We start from the raw sequence: 25609 nt of genomic DNA, 5'->3' as shown, positions 1-25609 counted from the left end.
TAACCTCTTCATATTAATATTTGCCAGTTGACTCAGCCGCATAATTATCCTTCAGCGCTCTTTCAATGATGATCATAAGGAAGATGTTAGGAATGATGAGTATTATTGATACAACTGCTGCGTCTGGTCTTACAAACGTGTATCCAAGGAAAGAATAAAGTATTGTCGGAATGGTAATAAAATCCGGTGAACCCAGTACATATGAAACGGAAAATTCCTCAAGACTCCTGACGAAACACAGTATCAGAGTAGCAAGAATGGCACTCTTCAGAAAAGGCAGATAAGCATTCCTGAATGTTGCCCACCTGTCCGAACCCAGATCGCGGCTGGCGTCAATCATCTCCTGCGGTACAGCCCGGAAACCGGCGGAAAGTATTCTTATTGCATAAGGCAGTGCGAGGACAGTATGTCCCGTAACGATGCTGATAAAAGGATTTTCGATATCGAGTTGCAAGATCATGGCGCTGAAAAATATGCCGATCAACATACCCGGCATAACGAGGGGGATCAGCGTCAGGATTTCAGCTATCCCTTTTCCTCTGAAAGGTATGCGTCCGAAAGCATAAGCAGTAGGAAGAGCCAGTAACAGACTCAGGGGAGCTACTGTTAACGCTATCGAATAACTGTTGAACATAGCGTCAGGAAGCGATGTCGTCTGCCACATATTTACCCATCTTGTGAAAGAGAGGCTGTCCGGAAATATGTCAGGGAAACTCCAGGGATGTGCAGGGTCAACCATCGACCATATTACCGCCATGCCCACGGGCAGCCCAAGCCATATAAAATTAGCAATGAGAAAAAAAGCTACCGAAACTCTCATGACTACACTGGTCTTTTCTGGACTGTTCACGTTCATTTCAGGTCGCCTTTGCATGTCATGAAAGGTGTTATCATTAACTTAACTGCTATACTGAATAATAGTGAGGTTATCATGATGATCATGGCAATCACGGCAGCGTTATTCCATTCTCCGTACTCCATAGCCGTTGACTGCATCAGTCGCGCAAGTGAATAAACATCATGAGGCCCGGCGACTGAATAAAAAGCAAAGTCACCGATCGCATCAATGAATACAATAATCAATGCCACCTGCACTGCGGGCAGGGTAAGTGGCAGTACAATAGTGATAAACCTCTGCCACTTATTAGCGCCTAAATTTACCGATGCGTTTAAAAGATCATTTTTCACAGTATTCACTGAGCTGCTTATCAGAATCAGCGCAAAGGGCATATTCTTCCATATCTGCAGGACAATGACTCCCGTGCCGAAACTGTCATTCTGCATACGCAGCGGCGCTCTGATAACTTTTGCGGCGAGAAGGAACTCATTAATAACACCATGGAATGAAATAATGTTAATAAATAAAAAGGCTGCAACAAGGCCAGGAATAAACATAGGTATACGCAGTATGGCAATGACACTTTCTTTCATGGGCAGCGGCTTTCTCAGCCATAAAGCAATGGGGTAGGCGAGAATAACGGCCCCCAGGGCTCCGAGAAGTGAAACTTTTAATGAATAAAGAAGTGAGCTCACCAGTACGGGATCGCGAAGCATCCCGGACCAGTACTGAAGTGTAAAATAACTTTCACCCGTCAGGTTAAAATAGCCAATACTCTGCGCTATCAGAACATAGAATGTTGAGCCCATAAGCATAAGGATAGTACCAAGCCCGCTTATCATAAGAAGCCAGGCAAATAACTCCTGCCGTACATTGGTTTTCATATCACAGGCTCCAGAAATACGATGGCATTTTCAGGCAAATAGAAACATGCCTGCCCACCGGTTTTAAAGGAAGGTTTTTTTATAAGTTGCAGCCGCACACCGGTTCCATCGCTTGTGTGCCCCAAAGCCTCGGTATGGTTTCCCATAAAAGCCATACTTTCAACGGTGATGGTAAAGTGATTAGAGTCTTTTCTGCTTTCCGGAATGTATACAGCATCTTCGGGTCGCCAGCATATCCAGCAATGATCGCTTTCAGGTACTCTGGAAGAGCTGACGTAGAAGCCCCCCATTGAAGTGGATACCCTGTAATAGCCGGGTTGTTCTGCCCTGCATATGGTTGCCTGCATAATATTTGCCGCACCAATAAAATCGGCAATAAAGCGGTTTGCCGGCTGATAGTATATTTCTTCAGGTGTGCCTGCCTGCGCAATGTTCCCTGCATTAAGTACCACAATTTTGTCTGACATGGAGAGCGCTTCACTCTGGTCATGCGTCACATAAACTGATGTAAGGTTGTGGCGCTCCTGAAGCTGCTTGATTTCATATCTCACACTTTCACGCAGCTTTGCATCCAGATTGGAAAGAGGTTCATCAAAAAGCATGACGTGAGGCTTTGTTACCATGGCTCTCGCGATCGCAACTCTTTGCTGTTGCCCGCCTGAAAGCTGAGAAGGCATTTTGTGTCTTTGTGATCCGAGGCCCATCTGTTTCAGCACGGTATTCACCGTAGCTTTCTGTTCGCCAGGGGGGATCCTCTTCTGCTTCAGCCCATAAGCAATATTGTGAACAACATTCAGATGAGGGAATAAAGCGTAAGACTGGAAACACATCGCAGTGCTTCGCTTCTCCGGGGGTAGTGTATTAATTGCCTGACCGTTCAGAATGATGTTTCCACTGTCTGGGGTAACGAATCCCGCAATCATCTTCAGAAGGGTTGTTTTACCGCATCCGCTGGGTCCCAGCAGGGTGACAAACTCCCCTTCTTCAACATCGAAAGAGATCTCTCTCGCTGCATAGTACTCGTCAAAACGCTTTGTAATTTTTTCAAGTCTCAGTTTAGCCATCATGCAGTCCCTAATTATCATCACGATTAACTTTAATGTTTAAACATTAAAATTTTGTGACAGTGAATTACTTGAGGATATCCCTCATTAAGAAAACTGTATATATATGATTTTATTAAATAAAAAAATAAATTAGATTTTCGCTGCTTTTTTTATTAAGTTTAGATAACATACTTAATAGCGAAGGATAATACTTTTTCTCAAAGGTGCTGAACGTGTTCAACTTCCATCAGGCCAGTAAAGGGGTCGTACTGGCGAACGGCCATCGTGGATACTCCAGTAAGTATCCTGAAAATACGCTTTTGGCATTTGAAGGCGCACGCCTGGCTGGAATGTCGAGTATTGAACTCGATGTGCACATGACTAAGGATGAGAAAATGGTGGTTATTCATGATTACCGCATTGACAGAGTATCGGATGGCTCTGGTTATGTGGCAAATATGACTCTCGACGAACTGAGAACGTATGACTTTGGCGTCAGCGTTTCCTCCGAAGAAGGAAAGGCTGCTATACCGCTACTGGATGACATCTTTGACTGGGCGATCAGGCACGATATGGGTCTTGTCGTAGAGATAAAACAGCGCTGTCGTCTTGACCGCTTTATTGAAAGATTCACCCAACTGGTGAACACCAGTACAGGCATTATCGAAAGAATGCAGTTACTGGGGTTTAACCATGTACTGCTTAATCAGGTCAGGGACAGTGTTCCGGGTCTGAAGATTCAGACAGTCTCACTTGAACGCTATAAAAATCAGCTTGAAGCTATTCTCGGTTCGGGTGCTGATTGTGTTTGTCTTGAATATGAACATACACATATAGACGATCTGAAGGCCTATAAGCAGGCGGGATTAGGTGTACGCCTTTACCTTACTCCGGGCAAGCTCGGTCTCGATACGCTGGAGTACTACCGTTTTAAGTTCGGGCATGATGTCCGCAGCGAGATACTGTTCTGGATGAAGGAAGGTCTGATTGACATGGTCAGCCATGATGACGTCCTGTATGTCAAAAGACTCATCAAAGACGCCGGGTTAAAATGTGCTTAACCATTTGATGCCCGTATATAGGAATTATCATGAATTTAGTCAGTGCACCTTTAGAACTGAGCGCGACGCAGCGTAACCTGATCGACCTGATCAGGAATCATGGCACCGTTACACGGGCCGAGCTCAGTCGTCTCTCAGGACTGACTCCGGGAGCTATAACACAGCAGTGTCGTGAACTCATTTTTACCGGTCTGATCATCGAGGGTGAGCCTGTACATGATGGCAAGCGTGGTCAGCCTTCTTTACCCCTGCGCCTGAATCCAGGAGGGGCCTGCTCTATAGGCGTTTCCTTCAGTCCTGGGTTTATTGACATTGCCGTCGTTGACCTTAGCGGAAAACCGCTCATACAGGTTTCAGAAAAACATACTGAAAACCGTGAAATATCCCATACGGTCAATCAGGTCATACAGATGGTTGCCGGTGCACTTAAAAAGAAACGTTTAAGTAACTCACGAATACTGGGCATTGGATATGCCGTTCCGGGATTCCTGAAAAAAGACGGCCGTAAAAGACAGACAGTAGCATGGCTTGATACCTGGAGGGAGGTTGACCTCCAGGCAGTCTTTGCAGCAGCGTTACCTTACCCGACCTGGGTAGAAAACATCGTAAATGCTTCTGTCATTGCCGAATATTACTCCGGTAATCACAGTAACATTTCTGACCTGGTCCTTATTGACCTGGGTTACGGAATTGCTGCAGGCATTATTGCTGACAATAAGCTTCTGAGTGGGGGGTTTTCGAATGCCGGAGAACTTGGAATGAGTTTCCCACTCGAACTGCCAAGGCCTTCTTATAAAGATTTGCTTATCACTCTGGAGAAGGCCGGTCTGGATCCCGATGAACTTGATGGCCTTGCTGGCAGCGGGAATAAGGTTATTGAGTGCTGGATAGCGCGTGTCAGTGAACAACTCGAACCCATTATATTCAGCTGTATCCAGTGGCTGGATCCTGAAGTTATCACGCTGGGTGGCGCGATGCCTAAAAAAATCGTCGGCCGGCTGGTGAAGGAGCTCAGGCTGAGAGTCAGCGGACGATTAGAGCCGTTACGGTCATCAGCACAAATTGAAGCTTCTGCTTTCAGTAAAGAGGGTGCGTCACGCGGGGCAGCAATGCTGCCCTTATATTACACACTGAATATAAAAAAGTAGCAGTGCCGGATTAGTTTTACTCTGGTGTAAAGGGTACGCCGGCCCGTATATCAGTAAAAGAGGATGGGATATGTCACGTGATTTTGTCAGTTACGCCCCGGATGTGGGAAGAAAATTTTCATCCTCCGGGTGTCCTTTACCTTTTGCGGGTAATACGTTTCTTGGCCACCTTGAACAGCAGGGGGAAGGATTTAAGACTTTTGATACAATACTTAATGTATACAGAGCACTGCCGGAAACCAGTTTTTTCAGGAAAATGGCGGCCCTTCCATCCAGCAGTTACCACATTACGCTTTTTACCGGTGTAAACGAGTGCGATCGTCATTCAGGCCCATGGCCAGCCGGTATATCTCGTGAGCTGGCGCTGGACGAGCTTAACAGATGTTTTCTGGATAAACTTAATTTACGTCAGCCAGGCCTGTCTGAATCCTTTGATTTCATGGTGGACTCAGACGCACCATTGCCAGGAAAAAATGATAATTTTTTCATCCCACTAAAACCGGCCGATCAGACCACATACAACCGTCTTCAGAAAATAAGAGGTGAGTTGTCAGAAATAACGGGTATTCGTCGTGACGATCATTACTCCTATCAGTACCATATTACGCTGGGGTATCTTCTGGAGACGCTTGATGGAGCGGAAAAACTGGAATACAGGGACAAAAGTATGGAGTGGAGAGAAATGATCTCGAAGGCTGGCAAAATTATCATTCGGGAATTTGAGTTCTGTACATTACGAGACATGTACTCATTCCGCAGAATTTGCACAATCTAGCAATATTATCAACTCTCTAACAGGACCGCTTTAAGATGATCTGATATAGAGATGCCCGGTTGAGAAAGTTGAAGAAGTATCTTCCAATGTCGCTTCTGAAAAATTAAGTTTTCTGGGAAGGAGAAACAAATGAGGTGGCTTTCTTTAATCAGGCCTGTCTTAATTTTGTCTGGGAGCGCAGGCTCTCCAGTCGGTAATCTTATACTTAACAAATGTGATCAGATTGCTTCAGATATTGCTGCATCATGGGTAGGGATATCGCAGGATGAACTGCTGATTGCATGGGGTACGCCGCAATATAGACTGAATCGGAGTGCCGGATGTAGCACACTGACTTACCTGTATAACAGGCCTGTAAATGAATATGGTTTAACAACGCGCAATCATATGCCGGATTATGAAACCTGTGCCCATGTTTTTTTTGTCGAGCAGGGCATACTAACAAAATGGCTTTCGACAGGTGGTCTTTCTAACAAAAGGCAGAAAATTGGACTGCAGTAATACAGCCGGCATATGAATCAGCGATTCATTTTATACTTTGCAAATCTGTCGCTGTATTACTGAAAAAATGTGTCTTTAATTAAGGGGCCGCTCAACGATTTTAACATTGAGCCGTCACAAAGCTGCGCGGCGTCATAGAAAAATGCATGTAGAGATGTGGAGTACTAACGATGCTAGGAAACTTTTTATTTTATTGGATTCAGCCTGAGCAATATTAAACCCCTTGGTTAAAGGGGTGTTATGTTGAAAAGTAACTGAAACTATGAAAATAAAACATCTTAATTTATAAATAATGACTTAAGGGAAATCATATGCGGTGCATTTATTTAATTATTTCTGTATTAATACTGACTGGATGTGCAGGCTCTCCACTCGGCAACCTGATTTTTAATAAACGTTATCAGACCAGTTCGGATATCGCTGCATCATGGGTCGGGTCGTCGGCAGACGAACTTGTAATGGCGTGGGGACCGCCTCAAAACAGCCAGGCTCTGAGTAACGGAAGCAGCATACTTGATTACCAGTATAACTGGATTGTAAATGGATCCGATTCAAGTATGTGGAACTATATTCCTGAATATGCAAACTGTGATAAGCGATTTCTGGTTGAGCAAGGGATAATAACAAGATGGTATTCATCAGGTGGCTGTCCAAAAAGACCTGAAGGTGCAAAATTGATTGATGGAAGTATACCGGTACCAAAACCAACTCTTTAGTAAGTTTTGCGCTTACCTGGATTTAATATGGGGAAAGCTTACATAATCCGGCATTTACTGGGAGAATTTCAGTTAAAAACGGGCTTTTCAGTATAAGAAAAAACTTTGACAAAACTTCGGTGGAAATTGTCATAAAAATCCAATCAACTCAGGAAATATCATAAGGTCAATATTATGAAGATTTATGTGGTAGCAATTGCATTTATGCTATTCGTTTCAGGATGCAGCTCCTTCAGCGGTGAGGATAAGTTTACCCGGAGTTATGTTTCAGCTCACATCACGCCTAATAAAACAACGGAATCTGAAGTTAAGACTCTCTATGGCACACCAGACAGACAGACATCACATTCAGACGGTAGTTACGTATGGTCGTTTAATAAGGATGGTAACATGAGTTCGCTTTCAAAAGCGCTTTCATACATTCCCGGAACCTCAGCACTAAGCGGCGCCATGACTAGTGCGACTATAGCACAGAACACCAAGGATGATATAAGTTCTGTTTCTGATAAAGTAACCGGAAATTCAGAGCATCGTAGCGACTCTTTGACAATTTACTTTACCAAAAACAAAGTTGTTTCCGACTGGATTATGTAATTAATTCATGAGCGAGCTGAGGAAATAAAATCATTCCTGACTAATTAGTTTTATTTTTTGATTCTCAGCCGCTCGCATCCGCCCCGTTTTTCCGCCAGAAACCTTACCGTTATCTGGCGGGAGCGAAAATAGTAAAGCTAACTTTGGCTGGCGATGTAGGGATTCGGCATGGACGGTATGTGTCATGACTGGAAATAAAATATACTGCATAACTTCTGGATTCAGGATTATAAAATAACCTGTCATCAGTTTTTTTAACAGTGCACATTAACAAAATGGTCTTCGCCAGGTGGCAACTCTAACAATAAGGGAAATGAAATAAGGGCACCCTGACAGGCCATGAATCAAGAATTTATTACCACTTTTTAATATACGGTGCTGTTTTTTTGAGTGGGTCTAGTTTTATGAAGGCCTTAAAAAATGTGTAAACGGATTAATAAAATAGCTGTTACTATTTCAGCTGCCTGGCTGCTAGCAGGATGTTCTACCCTGGCTCCGGAGCGGACGGCAGCAGAAAATCTGATGGGAAAAATATCAATGAAGCCTACAGGGTTTTCGGTAATCGATTGTTTGTTAGTACAGGAACAAGTGTAAGTACGTAAAGTAAATTTTACGGACATAATTTTTATCAGTTTTATTTTAAGGGGCTTGAATACGATCAGGAAAAGTTCAACGGTTCTTATATGGATACATCACAAGGCCGTCCGATTCTGGTTAATCAGTTCGAAACACAACATGTGCAGGAGTCATGTAAAGTTGGATTCTGGGCTGATCCGAAAACGAACATAATCGATTACTACGAAGTCAAAGGTAACTGTGGATTGGGAGGCTGGTAATTCGGTACAACCGGCATATTACATTATTGGGGAATAAACTGACCAGAATACCTTCTGGGAATTAAATAAAAACCTTTACTTAAAAGAGATACTCATATCAACAGTATTGACTTTTTATCGATGTACTAACTATTTTCTAACATGTTGCTGTTAGAATATTGGTAATTAACAAATAAAATTTTGCCTGAACAATCTGGAGTTAAAATCATGAAAAAAATTATCTGTATTTCAGCTGTTTCTTTTCTTTTAAGTGCGTGTACTACGATGTCTCCTGATCTCGCAATCCCGATACTACAGGCTGATACTTCTAAAATGTTAGGCCTGGGGTCTTCCGATGAGATAACTGTGACTAATGTTTCCATGTCTAAGCCTGATGCGCTCGGGTCTCAGGTGATATCGTATCGCGCAACTACTGATAAGGGGCGTATTTTAGACTGTGAAGCCCACGTGATTCCTGGTCTTCCGTTACAGGAGCCAACTGTAAGCACGCCTACGTGTAAACCGGTTAAGACCTATAACAAATAAAATCAGTACGTTATAAATTTTCAGTAAACGCCCGGGGCAGTTCATAGTGAAGGACTTGCAGTGGATTAGCCGCAAGTAAACAGCATGCCATATGCGATTTTATTTTACCCAGTACAGGCAATGTGTGCGGGGGCCCCGCGCTTTTACGATCAAATATTCCCTACATCAGGGACCTGCCCGGAAGAACACTATGAACAGACATGAAGTTACATCTGCGCTTTTCAGAAGCGCGGGATGCGACGCGACTACGGGCGTGCAGGCGCTGGCTTGCCGTACCGGCAAAGGTTTACCAGGCGTTCTGTGCGGCCGCAGACAGCGATACTTTTTTCAGAACCAGTATCGATGGTTGCTACTTATCTGATGTGCGGTGATAGCAGCTTTGACGACGTCTGCATCGTCAAACGCTCACTGCTGGCCATCGGCTGCGGGTACTTAATTAGGTAATGTCCGCTTCTGGCACAGAGCGGACATCGGCTCCGTCCCGGGTCTGGGATATGCCGCAAGAGAGCGTTAGTCACACACAGAGTTCATCGGGCAGTCATCTGATAAAGAAAAGGGTTCAGACTTCAAAACACTCAGGTTCAAACCGCACCCGATTTCCCCGCCCTCGTTCTCTAATCCCACATCCCAGCTTTACCATCAAACGGACAACCCAGGGACAAATCAGGACAACAGACGGCAAGCGTATAGAACACACTAACGCTCTCTGCTATTCATGACGTTAAATCACGTCTGTTGAGAGAGAAAAGATGAACTTTTATCGCAGTAAAGCATTTACCGGCTCTAAAGCCTGGGATGCTCAACACATTGCCAGCTTCGATAATATCAGCGTGAAACTTCACTGGACCGATCAGCCTTATAAATGGCACATCAATGATGGACAGGAGGTTTTTGCTGTCATGGATGGGTGTGTTGAGATGCAATACAAAGAAAACGGTAAAATCAAAAGCAGAGCACTCACCGCAGGTGATATTTTCTATGCCAGCGAAGGTATAGAACATATTGCGCGTCCGCAAGGTGTCGCCCGCGTGCTGGTCATTGAAAAAGAGGGATCGGTTTAACGAAGGTCTGATCAGTTAACCGGTAAAGCCTGAGGTCAGTGTCCGTTTTGGCCATCAGTAATATCAGCCAGCTACCTGTGAACGGGATAATCCTGCAGGAACCGGCAGACCAGACCTTTATTTGCCAGGGGCAGGCTGTCGATGTCTTATCCAGCCTGCCAGATTCATAAAACCTCAGGCCGCGCGCACCTGCGGCATCGCAATATCTGCGCTGATACGAGCACCGTCGGCATCAAACACCATGCAGTGGTGCGGATGGAAGCTGGGCCGCAGCGTCTGATAAGGGCGGAAATGCACATCGCCCGGCAGGAGCATCTTAAAGCCGTCGTGGCCGTGGCTCTGACCAAACAGATACGTATTATTGCCGAGCCGTTCCACGACCTCGCAGTGGAAGTCGATATTCAGGGGTGCATCGCCGTTGATCTGCAACTGTTCCGGCCGGATACCCAGAGTGATCTCATCTCCGGGCTGCAGCGGGCTGATAGGTGAGGGGAGTTGCAGCCGGTGTTCGCCGTCATTGATCAGAGCGACCAGCCCGCCAGGGCCACACTGCTCTACGCGCCCGGGCAGGAAGTTCATCTTCGGCGAGCCGATAAAACCCGCTACGAAGCGGTTGATCGGATTGTAGTAGAGTTCCATCGGCGAACCGACCTGTTCCACCTTGCCGTAGTTCATCACCACAATCTTGTCGGCCAGCGTCATCGCCTCCGTCTGATCGTGCGTCACATAAACCATGGTGGTTTTCAGCTCCTGATGGAGCTTAGCAATGTGCAGCCGCATATCGACACGCAGCTCTGCATCCAGGTTCGACAGTGGCTCATCAAACATAAACACCCGGGGATTACGCACAATGGCGCGACCAATGGCGACACGCTGACGCTGTCCGCCGGAAAGCTGTTTAGGTTTACGATCCAGCAGGTGCGCCAGCTGAAGCGTCTTCGCCACCATCTCCACCTGATGCTGAATCTGCGCTTTGGGTAGCCCGTTCACTTTCAGTCCGTAGCCAATATTCTCCGCTACCGTCATATGGGGATAGAGCGCGTAAGACTGAAACACCATCGCCACGCCGCGGTGCGAGGGCGCTACATCATTCATCACCTCATCGCCAATCAGAATCTCACCGTCACTGATCTCTTCCAGCCCGGCAATCAACCGCAGCAGCGTGGATTTTCCGCAGCCTGACGGACCGACGAATACTGCAAACTCACCAGCTTCGATATCGAGTGCGATACTTTTCAGCGTTTCTGTTTTACCAAAGCGTTTGGTGACATTTCTCAATCTGATGCTGGACATACTGAACCTCATGGCAAGGAATTTGGCGGCTAAAATGTACGACGTATAACAGTTGGTCAGTTTCCACGTCAGCCCTTATGGTGCCTGCGTTGACTATAACGTTCCGTCAGGGTACGCCCTATCGCTGTTTTTGATTTCTGTAATAGCGATCACACATTGGTGCGAACGGGCTGGAGCACGTTACGCATTCCGCGTAGCGTAGGGCACAAATGCGATACGTTATTCACGTATAGATGACCGATTAATCCCTGTTCAGCATGTGCCTGAAAAAAGAACAACAGCAAGTGACAGCTAAAAATGTCATACCTTCACACGAGGCCGGTAATGAAAATCAAAATCAGCGTAACGCTACTCCTGTCAGCAATGATGCTTAGTCAATCCGTCTGGGCCGCTCAGCAACTCACCGTCTGGGAAGACATTAAGAAATCGGACGGCATCAAAACGGCGATCGCCGATTTTCAGAAACAGTTCGGCGTAGAAGTGAAAGTACAGGAGATGCCGTTTGCGCAGCAGATTGAGAAGCTGCGTCTGGATGGTCCGGCAGGTATCGGCCCGGATGTGCTGGTGATCCCCAACGACCAGCTCGGCAGTGCGGTGGTGCAGGGCTTGCTGGCTCCGCTGAAAATCGATGCGGCAGAGCAGAGCGCTTATACGCCTTCGGCAATGGCCGCGTTCACACAGAATAACGTGGTCTACGGCGTTCCTAAGGCGGTTGAAACCCTGGTGCTGATCTACAACAAAGATCTGCTGCCCGCGCCGCTGAAAACCCTGGATGAGTATCGCGCGTTCTCGCAGAAGCAGCGCGAGGCAAAACAGTATGGCCTGCTGGCGAAGTTCGACCAGATTTACTACAGCTGGGGCGTGATGGCACCCATGGGGTCTTACATTTTTGGTAAAGATGCAAAAGGCGCAATTAACACTCAGGATATCGGGCTGAACACCCCAGGCAGCGTGGAGGCGGTGACGTACCTGAAGCGCTTCTTCAGCGAAGGATTGTTGCCTGGCGGCATCATGGGCGACAACGGCCTTAACGCTATCGACTCGCTGTTTACCGAGAAGAAAGCGGCAGCGGTGATCAACGGGCCGTGGGCGTTTCAGCCTTATCAGGCGGCCGGGATCAACTACGGCGTGGCACCCCTGCCGCTACTGCCAAACGGCAAGCCGATGAGTTCCTTCCTGGGCGTTAAAGGCTATGTGGTATCGACCTGGAGCAAAGATCAGGCGCTGGCACAGAAGTTCCTTACCTTTATCAACCAGCCGCAGTACGTGAAAGCGCGCTATCAGAAAACCCAGGAGATTCCGCCTGTTACTGCGCTGATGAACGATCCGATTATCAAAGATGATGAGAAAGCCAACGCGGTCGCGGTGCAGGCGACGCGAGCCTCAGCCATGCCAGGCGTGCCGGAGATGCAGGAAGTGTGGGGTCCGGCCAATGCGGCGCTGGAGCTGAGCGTTTCCGGCAAGCAGGAGCCAAAAGCGGCACTGGATAACGCGGTGAAACAGATCAGCATGCAGATTGAAGCGATGCAGGCCAGCAACCAGTAATGCCGGTTCACGGGATAACCGTACAGGATAAGGATCAGAGTGTGGCTATATCTTCCGATGAACATCTGGTGACCGCTAAGCGTCCGTGTCGTCATGCGACGGCCGGTGCGTTGCTGGCACTGCTGCCTGGCTTCGGCCAGTTTTATCACCGCCAGTGGGCGAAAGGCCTGTGCTTTCTGATTCTGCTCAGCAGTTTTACCGGCGTCTTTTACGATTTTCTGCGTGAGGGATTCTGGGGGCTATACACGCTGGGTGAATCGGTGCCGCGCGATAACTCCATTTTCCTGCTGGCGGAGGGAATTATCAGCGTGCTGATCGCCGCCTTTGGCGTGGCAATCTGGGGATTGTCGGTGCGCGATGCCTGGGTCAATGGCGTTAAGCGCGACAGGGGGCAGCAGCTTAACAGCGTGCGTCAGCAGTATCAGCTGCTGCTGCGCGACGGCTTCCCCTACCTGATGATTTCGCCGGGCTTTATTCTGCTGGTGTTCGTGGTGGTGTTTCCGATTCTGTTTGGTTTTGCCATCGCCTTCACCAACTACAACCTCTATCACACGCCGCCGGCGAAGCTGGTGGACTGGGTAGGATTCAAAAACTTCATCAACATTTTCACGCTGTCGATCTGGCGTTCCACCTTCTTCGATGTGCTGCAGTGGACGGTGGTCTGGACGCTGCTGGCGACCACGCTGCAGTGCACCGTCGGCGTGATGCTGGCGATTCTGGTCAATCAGAAAGACCTGCGCTTTAAACCGCTGATCCGCACTATCTTTATCCTGCCGTGGGCGGTGCCGGGTTTTGTCACCATTCTGGTGTTTGCCGGGATGTTCAACGACAGCTTTGGGGTGATTAACAATGCGATTCTCGACTTCTTTGGCATCGCACCGAAAGCCTGGATGACCGATCCGTTCTGGACCAAAACCGCGCTGATTATGATGCAGACCTGGCTCGGCTTCCCGTTTGTCTTTGCGATGACCACCGGGGTGCTGCAGGCGATTCCGGACGACCTCTATGAGGCGGCAATCATGGATGGTGCCAGCGCCTGGACGCGGCTGAAAACCATCACGCTGCCGCTGGTGCTTTACGCCATTGCGCCGATCATCATTACGCAATACACCTTCAACTTTAATAATTTCAACATCATTTATCTGTTTAACAACGGTGGTCCGGCGGTGGCGGGATCGAATGCCGGAGGCACCGATATTCTGGTGTCATGGATCTACAAGCTCACCATGTCGTCGTCGCAATATGCTATCGCCGCCACGATCACCATTCTGCTGTCGATTTTCGTGGTAGGTCTGGCGCTGTGGCAGTTCCGCGCGACCCGGTCGTTTAAACAAGATGAGATGGCGTAAGGGAGCAGTTATGGCGAAGTCCGGCAGTATTAAACGCGAAAGGTGGATACGCCTGTCGCTGACCTGGCTGGTGGTGCTGGCCGTCTCGACCATCATCATTTATCCGCTGGTCTGGACGGTAGGGGCATCACTGAATGCGGGCAACAGTCTGCTCAGCAGTTCGATCATTCCGGAGAATGCGTCGCTTCAGCATTATCGCGACCTGTTCAACGGTACGGTGCCTTACCTGACCTGGTACTGGAATTCGATGAAAATCAGTTTCCTGACCATGGTGCTGACATTAATCAGCGTCAGCTGTACCGCTTACGCCTTTTCCCGTTTTCGGTTTAAGGGACGGCAGAACGGACTGATGCTGTTTCTGCTGCTGCAGATGATCCCGCAGTTTTCGGCGCTGATCGCGATCTTCGTCCTGTCGCAACTGCTGGGATTGATTAACAGCCACCTGGCGCTGGTACTGATCTATGTCGGCGGGATGATCCCGATGAACACGTATCTGATGAAGGGCTATCTCGACTCGATTCCCAAAGATCTGGATGAGTCAGCGCGCATGGATGGCGCGGGCAACTTCCGCATCTTTGTTGAGATCATCATGCCGCTGTCGAAGCCGATTCTGGCGGTCGTTGCACTGTTTTCGTTCACGGGGCCGCTGGGCGATTTCATTCTCTCCAGCACCATTCTGCGCACGCCGGAACAGTTCACGCTGCCGATTGGCCTCTACAACCTGGTGTCGCAAAAAATGGGTGCCAGTTACACCACCTATGCGGCGGGAGCTGTGCTGATCGCTGTCCCGGTAGCCGTGTTTTATCTGGCTTTGCAGAAATACTTCGTCTCTGGCCTGGCTTCAGGCAGTACTAAAGGATAAATCATGACGCCCAAAACATTGATTCTCGCCCTGGCGCTGGCCTGGGCGACGCCGCTGCTCGCCGCCGATCAGCCTGTTATCGCCTCTGCCGGGCCGTGGCCCGCCGATTTTATCAAAGGTGCGGACATCTCTTCACTGGCAGAACTCGAGAAGCAGGGCGCGAAATTCTACAACGCGGATAACCAGCAGCAGGATGCTATCGCCATTCTGAAAGCCAGCGGCATTAACACTATCCGGCTGCGGCTATGGGTCGATCCCACTGACGGTAGCGGCCAGACCTACGGCGGTGGCGGCAATGACCTGGCGACCACACTGGCGCTGGCGAAGCGCGTGAAAGCGGCGGGACTTAAGCTGCTGCTGGATATTCACTACAGCGACTTCTGGACCGATCCTGGCAAGCAGTTCAAGCCCAAAGCATGGCAGTCACTGGCCTTTCCGCAGCTGGAAACGCGTGTGCATGACTATACCCGAGACACCATCAGCCGCTTTAAAGCGGAGGGCGTTATGCCGGATATCGTGCAGATTGGCAACGAACTTAACGGCGGCATGCTCTGGCCTGAAGGCAAGAGCTGGGGCCAGAACGGCGGCGAGTTTGATCGGCTGGCGGGCCTGCTGAAGGCGGGCATCAGCGGGTTGCGCGAGAACCTTAGCGATCCGCATCAGGTGAAGATCATGCTGCATCTGGCTGAGGGGACTAAAAACGATACGTTCCGCTGGTGGTTCGATGAAATCATTAAGCGTGATGTGCCGTTCGATGTGATCGGTCTGTCGATGTACACCTACTGGAACGGCCCCATCAGCGCCCTGAAAGCCAACATGGATGATATCTCCCGGCGCTATGACAAAGACGTGATGGTGGTGGAAGCCGCCTATGGCTACACGCTGGAAAACTGTGACAGTGCTGAGAACAGTTTCCAGGCCAAAGAGGAGCAGGCAGGCGGCTATCCCGGCACGGTCGCGGGGCAGGCGGCCTATCTGCATGACCTGATTAAAGCGGTGCTGGCGGTGCCGGACCATCGCGGCAAGGGCGTAGTCTACTGGGAACCGGCGTGGATCCCCGCGCCCGGTAATACCTGGGCTACGCCCGTCGGCATGAAATATATCCACGACGAATGGAAACAGGGTAACGCCCGCGAGAATCAGGCGCTGTTTGACTGTCACGGCAAGGCGCTGCCTTCGCTGCAGGTTTTTCATTAACTATCAGCACTCACGCTGATCTTTTCCTCTGAGGAACAGGTATGAATAAATTTCCCCCGCTGAGCGCCCGGGTTAACCGGCTGCTGCATGGTGCTGACTACAATCCGGAACAGTGGGCGCACCAGCCGGGCATTATTGATGACGACGTCGCGATGATGAAGCAGGCGAACTGCAACGTGATGTCGGTAGGTATTTTCAGCTGGGCGAAGCTGGAGCCGGAAGAGGGACGCTATGAGTTTGGCTGGCTGGATGAGGTGATCGATACGCTCTGGCTGCAGGGGATTTCCGTGTTTCTCGCCACACCGAGCGGGGCCAGACCTGCCTGGATGTCGCAGGCGTATCCGGAGGTGTTGCGCGTGGGGCGCGATCGCGTGCCCGCCCTGCATGGTGGTCGCCATAATCACTGTATGAGCTCGCCAGTTTATCGCCAGAAAGTACAGGCGATAAACACCAGACTGGCCGCGCGTTACGCGCATCATCCGGCGGTGGTCGGCTGGCATATCTCTAATGAGTATGGCGGGGAGTGTCATTGCGATCGCTGTCAGCAGGCTTTTCGCGGCTGGCTGCAGCGTCGCTATGAGACGCTGGAGAAGCTGAATCTCGCCTGGTGGAGTGATTTCTGGAGCCACACCTATACAGACTGGTCACAGATTGTGTCGCCTGCTCCGCAGGGCGAGATGTCGATTCATGGTCTGAATCTGGACTGGCGGCGATTTATGACCGATCAGGTGACTGACTTCTGTCGTGAGGAGATTAAGCCTCTGAAACAGGCGAATCCCGATCTGCCCGCGACCACCAATTTTATGGAGTATTTCTACGACTACGATTACTGGAAGCTGGCATCGGCGCTCGATTTTATTTCCTGGGACAGCTACCCGATGTGGCACAACGAGAAGGATGAGACCACGCTCGCCTGTTACACCGCGATGTATCACGATTTGATGCGCACCCTGAAACAGGGCAAGCCGTTTGTATTAATGGAGTCGACGCCTGGCTCAACGAACTGGCAGCCGACCAGTAAGCTGAAGAAGCCGGGAATGCATATTCTCTCTTCACTGCAGGCAGTGGCGCATGGTGCGGACGCGGTGCAGTATTTCCAGTGGCGCAAAAGTCGGGGGTCGGTCGAAAAGTTTCACGGCGCGGTGGTCGATCATGTCGGTCATATAGATACGCGAACCGGGCGTGAAGTGAGTGAGCTGGGCCGGATGCTGGCGGCGATGACGCCGGTGATGGGCAGTCGGGTTGAGGCGCGCGTCGCGATTATTTTCGACTGGGAAAGTCGCTGGGCGATGGATAACGCACAGGGTCCACGCAATCTTGGTCTGCATTATGAGCGTACGGTAAACGAGCATTACCGCGCGTTCTGGGAGCAGGGTGTTGCGGTAGAGGTGATAAACGGCGATAGCGATCTCAGCGGTTACGATCTGGTGATAGCGCCGATGCTCTATATGGTGCGCGACGGTTTTGCGGCGCGGGTTGAGCAGCATGTTGAGCGGGGCGGGCATTTCGTCGCCAGCTACTGGAGCGGTATCGTGAATGAGAGCGATCTCTGTTATCTGGGAGGATTTCCGGGGCCGCTGCGACCGCTGCTCGGCATCTGGTCAGAAGAGATCGATAGTCTGACGGATGAGGAGTTTAACGGGGTGCGCGGGGTGCGCGGTAATGAGCTGGGTCTGAGCGGGCCCTATCAGGCGCGGGAGCTTTGCGAGCATATTCATCTGGAAGGGGCCACGGCGCTGGCCAGTTACGAGAGTGATTTTTATGCCGGAACCCCGGCGGTGACGGTGAATCGGTTCGGTCAGGGTAAAGCCTGGTATATCGCGTCGCGTAATGATCTGCCGTTCCATCGGGATTTTTATGGTGCGCTGATTAAGCAACTTGGGTTACCGCGTGCGCTGTCGACTGATCTTCCGCCTGGTGTAGTCGTTCAGCGGCGAACTGATGGTGAACAGGCGTTTCTGTTTGTGCAGAACTTTACCGGTCAGACGCAGCAGGTGTCGTTGCCAGCAGGGCTGCGTGATTTGATTGATGGCTCGGGTGTGGGGGAATCGCTGACGCTTGGGCCGTGGGGATGTCGGGTTCTGAGTGGGCCGCTGTAGTAAGGGAAGCATATGCCCCCATCGCTTTGGGTTTGGCCATTGTCTGTAGGAAGAGCTGGGTTTTACTGTTGATGTAGGGCAGGTTTTTTAGAGGCTGATCGCAGGAGTCGTGTATATTTTGTGAGCAGCCCCGGGCATGTATCCCTCGTTTTCATTTATCAGTCGTGAGTGGCGGGCAGTTGCCCGCCTTTTTATCCTCTGAAGGAGAACCACATGTTGAGTCTCAAATCGTTTAAGCAATATTTCAGCCGGCAGCCGCTGACGGTGGAAGAGCTTGAGGTAGACAGCGCGCTACTGGAGCGTCTGGTGAACTGTTTTGGCGGACGTGACAATATTCAGCAGGTGGACGCCTGTTTAACCCGGCTGCGGGTGAAGGTGACATCGCTTAAAGCGGTGGATACGGCGGGATTGCAGAAAGCGGGAGCGATTGGTGTAGTGATCCTGGGACATGAGGTTCATGCGATCTTTGGTAAACAGTCCGACCAGCTGCGTCAGTTGCTGGAAGAACGTTTCTTTAAACCGGAGTAACAGCCGCCCGGGAAATACGAATAAAAAAATGGATAACCGTCGCCGGTTATCCAGATAAGCCCCTGCATAAGAGCCTAAAAATGATCACAATGAGGAGATAGCGCGGTTACCACCAGGCTTCGACCTGTACGCCGAAGTTCCAGGTATTATTACTGGTGTTGTCTTTGAAGCTGTGTCCATCCTCTGAGTCATTCAGGTAAGAGGCAAACAGTCGAAGTTCCGGACGAGACATAAATTCGGGACCGGCTGCCAGACCCAGCGCCAGCGTATATTTCTGTCCCGCCGCTTTATAGTCACTGCCCACTTTGTTTTCATCTTTCTGCCAGAAACTACCGACTTCACCGATGCCGCGAACATACTGCGTAAACTGATACTGACCACGACCCACCAGCGACAGCAGGGTACTTTTGCTGGTCTGCGCGGTGATATCGTCCGCCGAGCCCCAGGTAAAGACCTGGTTCAGGGAGAATTTATCGGTGATTGGGAGCAGACCGGTGTTAATCACGCGGTAGCCTGTGGCGTTTTGAGTATCATTCCACATGTCATACCAGCCGCCGCCCTGTGAAATCATGTTCTGCGCCAGACCTTTGTTGGCGTACTGGAACACCAGCTTCTGGTAGCCGCCCCACATGTCCTGACTGATTTCACTGGTGAGCATGACGCCGTTATCTGCGTCATAAAGGCCACCATATTCTTTCTGTTTGTTGGTGGTGTTTGGCATGGCGTAATCAATACCAAATTCGGTCCAGGCACCGTTCCAGGGTTTCCAGCCGGCATAGCGAAGATCGAGGTAATTAATGTTGACGTCGTTGTCGCCATCGACGCGGTAATCCACGTCATTCGCATCGCCACGGATCCAGGCAAAGGAGATAGCGCCCGGACCCAGCGTATAGTTTTCGATACCGGCACCAGAACCCGAGATGTTCCAGTACTTGGTATCAATGATGTGCAGATCGTGACGCTGGTAGTAGCGTTTACCGCCCCAAATCACCGCATCTTTGTCACCCGGCACCAGTCCTTTGATCTGCAGGTTGAGCTGACGCAGGCCAAACTGCGCATCGTCGCCGAAGGTGGTTTCGTTATCGTTTGAGCCGTCGGAGAACATACTGACCATGGTGTCGACGTAGAAACTGACGTCATCCTTTTTGTAGACTTCGCTGCCCAGTTCAACCTCGCCATACGTGTCGGCTTCGTTGCCGAGACGGCCAACCTTATTCTTTTGATACTCTTCAATACCGCCATCCTGCGAGACGCCAACGCCACCACGCAGATAGCCATGGAAATCGATGTTGTCGATGGCGGCATAGAGCGACGGGGAGGTCAGGGCCGCAGCAAGCGCCACAGCAGCAGTACGTAACCTTGTTTCCATGTTATCCTCGATTTTATTTGTAATACGTTCACATGACAGCGGCAGTAAACGCCTTTTGTCAGATGAGTGACAAATAAAATCGCGATAATGTGTGATGTACTGCAAATAAAATGCCGCAATATGTAACGATTGGTGAATCAGATCACCAAATTGATAGATGTGAAGGTATTACTTTTACTTTTTATTCGCGCAATGTGACTGCGGTAGTCTGTCTGACATCAGGGCTGTGATAACATTCCGCCATCGGTAATCAGGGATGCGAATTATGAAATCAAAAAATGCCACCTTAGAGGATGTCGCCCGTCATGCTGGCGTGTCGTATCAGACGGTATCAAGGGTTTTGAATAAGTCGGCAAACGTCTCGGAATCAACGCGGCGCAAGGTGGAACACGCAATTGAGACGCTGCGCTACGTGCCAAACCGACTGGCACAGCAGCTGGTGGGCAAGCAGAGCACAACCCTGGGTCTGGTAACGACTTCGCTGGCGTTGCATGCGCCCTCGCAGGTGGCCGCTGCGGTTAAACGTTATGCGAATGCAGCGGACTATCAGGTGCTGATCGCCATGATTGATGAGAACGTCAATCAAAGTCTGCAGGATTGCATCAATGAGCTGAAGTCTCAGCGGGTGGATAAAGTGATCATTAATGTCCCGCTGGAGAGCAGCGCTGCTGAGCAGGTCGTCCAGGAGAACGACGATATTCTCTGTCTGTTCCTGGATGTTGATCCCTACAGCGCAGTGTTTAATGTTTCGTTTAACCCGGCTGATGGTACTCGTGCCAGTGTTAAATATCTCTACGAGCAGGGGCATCGCGAATTCGCGCTGCTGGCCGGGCCAGAGCAGTCGGTCTCCGCCAATCTGCGGTTAAAGAGCTGGCTCGACACGCTGGAAAGCTACCGTCTGAAGCCGGTCAGCATCAGTCACGGTAACTGGGATGCGCAGAGTGGTTACAATGGCGTGCTGCAACTGCTGCGTGAAGCACCGGAGTTCAGTGCGCTACTGGTCGGCAACGATCAGATGGCGCTGGGTGTGCTGAGTGCGCTGCATCAGCGCGGTGTGGCCGTGCCAGGGCAGATTTCGGTGATTGGCTACGATGACACCTATGAAAGTGCCTTTTTCCATCCGGCGCTGACCACGGTGTCGCTGGATCTCGATTTGCAGGGCAAAGAGGCGGTTGCCCGTCTGTTGCTGGCCAGTGAGCAGGACGAGCAGCGTTCCTCCTCGATTCTGCCAGCAAAGCTGGTGGTGCGCAGCTCGACCGGTATCGCCGGACAACAGCAGCGAGATTTAAAGCAGATTGCAGAACAATTGCGGCTGATTGCCAGCAGGCTGGAGTAGCCCGCCTTTTTATCGATACAACCCGGCGTGATAAACCTGCATTCACCCGGACAAGAATAGCCGCCATTGCTGGCGGCCCTGATGATTTTTATGTAAGCGTGGCCGGTAAATCTGCCAGTGAGGCTTTTTAATTTGCGGGGGCGGTCTTCATTGCCGGGCGCTGAGGCAGCATCACCAGAAAAGCGATGATGATCAGTGCCAGCGTCAGCGAGGCACTATAGCGACTCAGCGCGAGTCCGCCCGCAGCAAGGGGTTTGTCCAGGAAGTCACCGACAACGGCACCCAGTGGTCGGCTCAGGATAAAGGCTGCCCAGAACAACGCGGTGCGTGAAAGAGAGGTAAAGCGACTTGCCGCCCGGATAACCCATGTTCAGTGAGCGATCGGCAAAGTCCGCCACCGTTGTGCCGACGGTGGTCGTTGCCACGACGGTGAACCTTAAAGATTATGGCCCGATGAGCCGATATACACAGGCTCATACTTCTGACACTGCAACCTGACAGCTTTGCGTAATGCCACAGGAGAGCGGACCTCAGATACTGCTGCCGGTAAGGCCTCAGTTTCCACCCGCATTTATCACGGCCCGCGATACTGAACCCTTATCCATAGCCTCTCCACGCTACAGGCAGGCATTAACGGTTATAATCAGGTCTGTAGCGACGTGTATTGAACTTATTTAACATCGTCAGCAACGTCGGAGTCGGCCACCATGAACCCAGTGATCAAACCTTCTTTTACCGCTGTTTGGTCTACGGATGCCCAGGGGATCTGCATCGCCAGTCAGGAAAGTCCTGCGGGTCTGATGCCTGAACTCAAGGGCGTGACGCTGTGTTCATGGCTGAGACTGGCGCAGGCTGACGACGATGCAAAGATCGCGCTACAACTGACTGCGGCCCTGGAATTGCTGACCCCTTTCCATATTGAAGTGCCAATCCATTGTCTGGATGGCAAGACGCGCCGGGTCCTTGTATCCGGCCTGCCGGATTGCCAGCCTGGCACCTCCCATCTGCAGTACAACGGCTTTATTCTGGATGTGACCGGGCAGCGTAAAGCGCTGGAAGATGCGTTTCGCACGGCGGCGGAATATCGTCTTCTGATTGAAAACAGTACCGATCTGATTGCCCATTGTGACGCGGAAGGCAGATACGTATCAATCTCTCCCTCTTACAGCGAAATCATAGGCTGGACCACCGAGGAGGTTGTGGGGCAACTGGTCGTGGATTTCCTGCATCCCGATGACCGCGAATTAGCCAGCGACGCGCTGGGATGCATCTTTAGTGGCGGGGTACTGCCGGATGTTGTTGAGGTGCGCAAACTGCATCGCGACGGCCATTACATCTCACTGGGCACTAAAGCCTGTGGCGTCATCAATCCCAATTCAGGAAAAAATATTGGTGCCGTGCTGGTATCGCGCGATATCACGCGGGATAAAGAACGGATGCGTAATCTTGAGAAGCTGGCAACCCTGGACACGCTGACCGGGCTGCACAATCGTGCCTGGATTAACGAGAAGGTGGGATTTATGCTGGCGCAGGCAGACGATCAGGCCTACACCACGGTGATGTTTATTGATCTTAATGGCTTCAAGGCGGTGAACGATCTGATGGGTCACGCAACAGGCGATGCCCTGTTGCAACAGGTCAGTGAACGGCTGCAGCACTGTATGCGTCCGGGCGACTCCGTTGCGCGTCTGGGTGGCGATGAGTTTGTCGTAGCTGCTAAATGCAGCAATCACGAGGCCGCATCCGCTATTGCCCTGCGAATTATTGACAGTCTGCAGGCACCTTTCGCCATCGATAACATGGATGTACGCATCGGCGCGGCGATTGGTATCAGCCTTGCCCGCTTCGGGACAGCAACGGCCAAAATGTTATTCGAAAACGCAGATAAGGCGATGTACCAGGCTAAAGCACGACGTGATGGTTCTTATCAGTTTTTTGAGCCAGCAGCGGAGTAGCCGTTGTATATGATGGCGCGTCTCCGCTTTCACTCCTGTCAGGCATATCCTGAACTTATCTGCGCATCAACCTGCGCTATCCATATGCAGGAACGGTGCTCAGACTAAGTTCATGCAGATTCTTCGTTTTTCCGCTCTTCATCATAACCCGCCTGCGCCTGCTCCATGGTTCCTCCATGTTGCTTTGCCCAGTTTACCAGCGTGACAAAAGGGTCCTGCAATGTCCGGCCCAGCGGCGTGATCGCATATTCGACCGCCACAGGCGAAGAAGCAATCACACGACGACTCACCAGTCCATTGCGTTCCAGCCGGCGTAATGCCTCTGTGAGAGATTTATGGGTGATGGGGTCGAGCCTGCGCTTGATGGCATTAAAACGCGAGGGCTGAGAGCACAATACGGTCAGGATTAAAACCGACCACTTATTCGCTACCTGTTCCAGGACAGGGCGGGTGCTGTTGATTTCGGCCAGTAGCTGGGTGATGTCAGTTGCCATGAGGTTTCCTTGATGATATCTGGTGTACATCAGGTGCGTAATTGACACTAAATATAATAAATATACCATCAGGTTTCTAGTCTTTAACCGGAGTCGCAATGATGAAACTGAGTGGAAAAGTCGCCCTTGTCACCGGGGGTAATAGCGGTATCGGCCTTGCTGTCGCTCGCCGTTTTGCAGAGGAAGGTGCACGCGTGTTTATCACCGGCCGGCGGGAAGCACAGCTGGCTGAGGCAGTCGCACTGATCGGCGGTCAGGTCGAGGCCATTCAGGGCGATATCACCCGCACAGACGACCTTACGCGTCTGTTCAGAACCCTTGGCACCCGAGCGGGTCGCCTCGATATCCTCGTCAACGCTTCAGGTGTGTCTGAACCGGCCAGCCTGGAAGAGACTACGGAAGAACACATCGATCGCGCTTTTAATCTGAATGTGCGAGCCATGGTGCTGACAGTGCAGCATGCGGTGCGATTGATGGGTGAGGGCGGCAGTATCGTGCTGGTGGGTTCCGTTGCGGGCGCGATAGCGAATCCCGGTTATGGCAGCTATTCCGCCAGCAAGGCTGCGGTACGGTCTTATGCACGCACCTGGAATAGCGAGCTGGCACCGCGCGGCATCAGGGTTAACACGCTGAGTCCTGGTCCTACCGACACGCCGATGTTTGATCAGGCCAGCGATGAGGTCAGGCAGACGCTGACCGCCCGGATCCCGGCAAAGCGGCTGGGAAATCCTGATGAAGTGGCGGCCGCGGCACTGTTTCTGGCTTCAGATGAAAGCAGCTATATCAGTGGCACCGAGCTGGTCATTGATGGCGGGATGATTGCATAAAATACCCTGAAGAGCGTTACGGGCTATCGTGCCTGTGACGCCATTCTGACCACCAGCAGAACCACTTTGCCCATTGAGGCTTTTGCAGGTATCAGGTTGCGAAGCGAGTTATTCGCTGATATCGGCAGATAAGATCCAAATCGATAAGAGCACGAACAATAATAAATGTCGGTCTCTGAACAACGTTAATTTCATCTTCCAGGTTAATGGCTCATCCCCACTCTCACCTTCTTAAAGTGCAGCCAGAATGGCAGCTTCCATTTTCTCCGGCTTAGTGGTCGGTGCAAATCGTTTAATGGGTTTACCATCGCGCCCAATCAGGAACTTAGTGAAGTTCCATTTAATATGGCCACCCAGTACGCCGGGTAATTCTGCTTTCAGGTAACGGAAAATCGGGTGCGTTGCGGTACCGTTAACGTCTACTTTTACAGACACAGGAAAACTCACACCATAGTTGATGTGACATGTCTGTGCGATGTCATCGGCACTACCCGGTTCCTGTTTACCGAACTGGTTACAGGGAAACCCCAGTATCACCAGGCCCTGAGCGGCATACTTTTTGTAGAGTGTTTCCAGCCCTGCGTATTGTGGTGTGAATCCACAATGACTGGCGGTATTCACCACCAGAACCACTTTGCCAGCATAGTCGGCCATCGGGATTGGCTGGCCATTCAGGCTGGTGGCAGAGAGTTGATAAAAGGGAGACATGGTTCAATCCTCAGTGCGGAACCTGTTGTCCGTCAACATTAGCACAGTGCGCATAACGGCGT

22 protein-coding genes and 1 pseudogene are annotated in these 25609 nt (G+C 50.7%); 15 read left to right on the top strand and 8 right to left on the bottom strand.

The genetic code is table 11. The features are described 5' to 3' along the window. Positions 1-13 precede the first annotated feature (13 nt). Genes F3I20_RS16500 through F3I20_RS16490 form a run of 3 tightly spaced genes read right to left on the bottom strand, consistent with a single transcriptional unit; the run spans position 14 to position 2786 of the window. A complete protein-coding gene (locus tag F3I20_RS16500; RefSeq protein WP_150037956.1) occupies positions 14-856 on the bottom strand; it encodes an ABC transporter permease in 843 nt (280 codons plus the stop codon). Next, complete coding sequence (locus F3I20_RS16495; RefSeq protein ID WP_150015430.1) at positions 853-1722, bottom strand: ABC transporter permease; 870 nt, start codon at positions 1720-1722, stop codon at positions 853-855. Before F3I20_RS16495 ends, F3I20_RS16500 begins: the two co-directional genes overlap by 4 nt. Further along, positions 1719-2786 (bottom strand): ABC transporter ATP-binding protein, encoded by a 1068-nt coding sequence (locus F3I20_RS16490; RefSeq protein ID WP_150015440.1) that lies wholly within the window; start codon positions 2784-2786, stop codon positions 1719-1721. Before F3I20_RS16490 ends, F3I20_RS16495 begins: the two co-directional genes overlap by 4 nt. Positions 2787-3001: 215 nt before the next feature. Between F3I20_RS16490 and F3I20_RS16485 the strand changes: the two genes are divergently transcribed. The 6 genes from F3I20_RS16485 to F3I20_RS16445 all read left to right on the top strand — a co-directional run bounded on the left by F3I20_RS16485 (position 3002) and on the right by F3I20_RS16445 (position 9985). Beyond that, on the top strand, positions 3002-3829 hold the full coding sequence (locus tag F3I20_RS16485) for a glycerophosphodiester phosphodiesterase (RefSeq protein ID WP_046102943.1): 828 nt from the start codon (positions 3002-3004) through the stop codon (positions 3827-3829). A 29-nt stretch (positions 3830-3858) separates the two neighbouring features. Next, positions 3859-4977 carry an ROK family transcriptional regulator gene (locus F3I20_RS16480; RefSeq protein ID WP_150015429.1) on the top strand — a complete coding sequence of 373 codons (1119 nt, stop codon included), beginning with the start codon at positions 3859-3861 and terminating at the stop codon, positions 4975-4977. A gap of 70 nt (positions 4978-5047) precedes the next feature. Beyond that, positions 5048-5752, top strand: a complete 705-nt coding sequence (locus tag F3I20_RS16475; protein WP_150015428.1) for a DUF1868 domain-containing protein — start codon at positions 5048-5050, stop codon at positions 5750-5752. A 129-nt stretch (positions 5753-5881) separates the two neighbouring features. Then, positions 5882-6253 (top strand): hypothetical protein, encoded by a 372-nt coding sequence (locus tag F3I20_RS16470; RefSeq protein WP_150015427.1) that lies wholly within the window; start codon positions 5882-5884, stop codon positions 6251-6253. A gap of 890 nt (positions 6254-7143) precedes the next feature. After that, positions 7144-7563 (top strand): hypothetical protein, encoded by a 420-nt coding sequence (locus F3I20_RS16460; RefSeq protein WP_072052758.1) that lies wholly within the window; start codon positions 7144-7146, stop codon positions 7561-7563. A gap of 2110 nt (positions 7564-9673) precedes the next feature. Further along, positions 9674-9985, top strand: coding sequence for a cupin domain-containing protein (locus tag F3I20_RS16445; protein WP_150015425.1), 312 nt, complete (start codon positions 9674-9676; stop codon positions 9983-9985). 174 nt (positions 9986-10159) lie between these two features. Here the strand turns inward: F3I20_RS16445 and F3I20_RS16440 are convergent, their stop codons facing one another. After that, positions 10160-11278: an ABC transporter ATP-binding protein gene (locus tag F3I20_RS16440; protein WP_150015424.1), complete on the bottom strand. Its 1119-nt coding sequence runs from the start codon at positions 11276-11278 to the stop codon at positions 10160-10162. 324 nt (positions 11279-11602) lie between these two features. Between F3I20_RS16440 and F3I20_RS16435 the strand changes: the two genes are divergently transcribed. From F3I20_RS16435 to F3I20_RS16410, 6 genes are all read left to right on the top strand, one after another. Further along, entirely contained in the window at positions 11603-12823 is a 1221-nt protein-coding gene (locus tag F3I20_RS16435; RefSeq protein WP_150037957.1) for an extracellular solute-binding protein, read from the top strand. Next, positions 12823-14172 (top strand): carbohydrate ABC transporter permease, encoded by a 1350-nt coding sequence (locus tag F3I20_RS16430; protein WP_370513517.1) that lies wholly within the window; start codon positions 12823-12825, stop codon positions 14170-14172. Before F3I20_RS16435 ends, F3I20_RS16430 begins: the two co-directional genes overlap by 1 nt. A 10-nt stretch (positions 14173-14182) precedes the next feature. After that, complete coding sequence (locus F3I20_RS16425; protein ID WP_013196085.1) at positions 14183-15034, top strand: sugar ABC transporter permease; 852 nt, start codon at positions 14183-14185, stop codon at positions 15032-15034. Positions 15035-15037: 3 nt separating this feature from the next. Next, the gene (locus F3I20_RS16420; RefSeq protein WP_150037959.1) at positions 15038-16231 is read left to right on the top strand and encodes a glycoside hydrolase family 53 protein; all 1194 of its coding nucleotides are present in this window, start codon (positions 15038-15040) and stop codon (positions 16229-16231) included. Between the two features lie 41 nt (positions 16232-16272). Beyond that, on the top strand, positions 16273-18330 hold the full coding sequence (locus F3I20_RS16415) for a beta-galactosidase (RefSeq protein ID WP_150037960.1): 2058 nt from the start codon (positions 16273-16275) through the stop codon (positions 18328-18330). Between the two features lie 213 nt (positions 18331-18543). After that, entirely contained in the window at positions 18544-18858 is a 315-nt protein-coding gene (locus F3I20_RS16410) for a PTS sugar transporter subunit IIB (protein WP_150015418.1), read from the top strand. Between the two features lie 106 nt (positions 18859-18964). Here F3I20_RS16410 and F3I20_RS16405 read toward each other — a convergent pair whose 3' ends face one another. Next, positions 18965-20227, bottom strand: coding sequence for a maltoporin (locus F3I20_RS16405; protein WP_150037961.1), 1263 nt, complete (start codon positions 20225-20227; stop codon positions 18965-18967). A gap of 265 nt (positions 20228-20492) precedes the next feature. Between F3I20_RS16405 and F3I20_RS16400 the strand changes: the two genes are divergently transcribed. Next, the gene (locus F3I20_RS16400; protein WP_150037962.1) at positions 20493-21563 is read left to right on the top strand and encodes a LacI family DNA-binding transcriptional regulator; all 1071 of its coding nucleotides are present in this window, start codon (positions 20493-20495) and stop codon (positions 21561-21563) included. A gap of 127 nt (positions 21564-21690) precedes the next feature. Here the strand turns inward: F3I20_RS16400 and F3I20_RS24445 are convergent. Further along, positions 21691-21997 (bottom strand): annotated as a pseudogene (locus F3I20_RS24445) (hypothetical protein); the annotation flags it as partial. A 273-nt stretch (positions 21998-22270) separates the two neighbouring features. Between F3I20_RS24445 and F3I20_RS16390 the strand changes: the two are divergent. After that, on the top strand, positions 22271-23518 hold the full coding sequence (locus F3I20_RS16390) for a sensor domain-containing diguanylate cyclase (RefSeq protein ID WP_150037963.1): 1248 nt from the start codon (positions 22271-22273) through the stop codon (positions 23516-23518). Positions 23519-23628: 110 nt separating this feature from the next. On the opposite strand, the gene F3I20_RS16385 is transcribed toward F3I20_RS16390, so the two are convergent. Further along, the gene (locus tag F3I20_RS16385; protein WP_150015414.1) at positions 23629-24012 is read right to left on the bottom strand and encodes a winged helix-turn-helix transcriptional regulator; all 384 of its coding nucleotides are present in this window, start codon (positions 24010-24012) and stop codon (positions 23629-23631) included. A 98-nt stretch (positions 24013-24110) separates the two neighbouring features. Here F3I20_RS16385 and F3I20_RS16380 point away from each other — a divergent pair, with 98 nt between their 5' ends. Beyond that, positions 24111-24839 (top strand): SDR family NAD(P)-dependent oxidoreductase, encoded by a 729-nt coding sequence (locus F3I20_RS16380; protein ID WP_150015413.1) that lies wholly within the window; start codon positions 24111-24113, stop codon positions 24837-24839. A 231-nt stretch (positions 24840-25070) separates the two neighbouring features. Here F3I20_RS16380 and F3I20_RS16375 read toward each other — a convergent pair whose 3' ends face one another. Next, the gene (locus tag F3I20_RS16375) at positions 25071-25547 is read right to left on the bottom strand and encodes a glutathione peroxidase (protein WP_150015412.1); all 477 of its coding nucleotides are present in this window, start codon (positions 25545-25547) and stop codon (positions 25071-25073) included. Positions 25548-25609: the final 62 nt, after the last annotated feature.

Source organism: Candidatus Pantoea gossypiicola (assembly GCF_008632075.1).
GTDB classification, from domain to species: Bacteria; Pseudomonadota; Gammaproteobacteria; order Enterobacterales; family Enterobacteriaceae; genus Pantoea; species Pantoea gossypiicola.
The sequence above is the reverse complement of the archived record's forward strand: the minus strand, read 5'-3'. Positions and strand labels throughout refer to the sequence as shown.

Excerpts from the sequence above, each read along its gene's own strand:
- F3I20_RS16500 (WP_150037956.1), bottom strand. The coding sequence starts at position 856 with ATGAACGTGAACAGTCCAGAAAAGACCAGTGTAGTCATGAGAGTTTCG.
- F3I20_RS16495 (WP_150015430.1), bottom strand. The coding sequence starts at position 1,722 with ATGAAAACCAATGTACGGCAGGAGTTATTTGCCTGGCTTCTTATGATA.
- F3I20_RS16490 (WP_150015440.1), bottom strand. The coding sequence starts at position 2,786 with ATGGCTAAACTGAGACTTGAAAAAATTACAAAGCGTTTTGACGAGTAC.
- F3I20_RS16480 (WP_150015429.1), top strand. The coding sequence starts at position 3,859 with ATGAATTTAGTCAGTGCACCTTTAGAACTGAGCGCGACGCAGCGTAAC.
- F3I20_RS16475 (WP_150015428.1), top strand. The coding sequence starts at position 5,048 with ATGTCACGTGATTTTGTCAGTTACGCCCCGGATGTGGGAAGAAAATTT.
- F3I20_RS16470 (WP_150015427.1), top strand. The coding sequence starts at position 5,882 with ATGAGGTGGCTTTCTTTAATCAGGCCTGTCTTAATTTTGTCTGGGAGC.
- F3I20_RS16460 (WP_072052758.1), top strand. The coding sequence starts at position 7,144 with ATGAAGATTTATGTGGTAGCAATTGCATTTATGCTATTCGTTTCAGGA.
- F3I20_RS16445 (WP_150015425.1), top strand. The coding sequence starts at position 9,674 with ATGAACTTTTATCGCAGTAAAGCATTTACCGGCTCTAAAGCCTGGGAT.
- F3I20_RS16440 (WP_150015424.1), bottom strand. The coding sequence starts at position 11,278 with ATGTCCAGCATCAGATTGAGAAATGTCACCAAACGCTTTGGTAAAACA.
- F3I20_RS16435 (WP_150037957.1), top strand. The coding sequence starts at position 11,603 with ATGAAAATCAAAATCAGCGTAACGCTACTCCTGTCAGCAATGATGCTT.
- F3I20_RS16430 (WP_370513517.1), top strand. The coding sequence starts at position 12,823 with ATGCCGGTTCACGGGATAACCGTACAGGATAAGGATCAGAGTGTGGCT.
- F3I20_RS16425 (WP_013196085.1), top strand. The coding sequence starts at position 14,183 with ATGGCGAAGTCCGGCAGTATTAAACGCGAAAGGTGGATACGCCTGTCG.
- F3I20_RS16420 (WP_150037959.1), top strand. The coding sequence starts at position 15,038 with ATGACGCCCAAAACATTGATTCTCGCCCTGGCGCTGGCCTGGGCGACG.
- F3I20_RS16415 (WP_150037960.1), top strand. The coding sequence starts at position 16,273 with ATGAATAAATTTCCCCCGCTGAGCGCCCGGGTTAACCGGCTGCTGCAT.
- F3I20_RS16410 (WP_150015418.1), top strand. The coding sequence starts at position 18,544 with ATGTTGAGTCTCAAATCGTTTAAGCAATATTTCAGCCGGCAGCCGCTG.
- F3I20_RS16405 (WP_150037961.1), bottom strand. The coding sequence starts at position 20,227 with ATGGAAACAAGGTTACGTACTGCTGCTGTGGCGCTTGCTGCGGCCCTG.
- F3I20_RS16400 (WP_150037962.1), top strand. The coding sequence starts at position 20,493 with ATGAAATCAAAAAATGCCACCTTAGAGGATGTCGCCCGTCATGCTGGC.
- F3I20_RS16390 (WP_150037963.1), top strand. The coding sequence starts at position 22,271 with ATGAACCCAGTGATCAAACCTTCTTTTACCGCTGTTTGGTCTACGGAT.
- F3I20_RS16385 (WP_150015414.1), bottom strand. The coding sequence starts at position 24,012 with ATGGCAACTGACATCACCCAGCTACTGGCCGAAATCAACAGCACCCGC.
- F3I20_RS16380 (WP_150015413.1), top strand. The coding sequence starts at position 24,111 with ATGATGAAACTGAGTGGAAAAGTCGCCCTTGTCACCGGGGGTAATAGC.
- F3I20_RS16375 (WP_150015412.1), bottom strand. The coding sequence starts at position 25,547 with ATGTCTCCCTTTTATCAACTCTCTGCCACCAGCCTGAATGGCCAGCCA.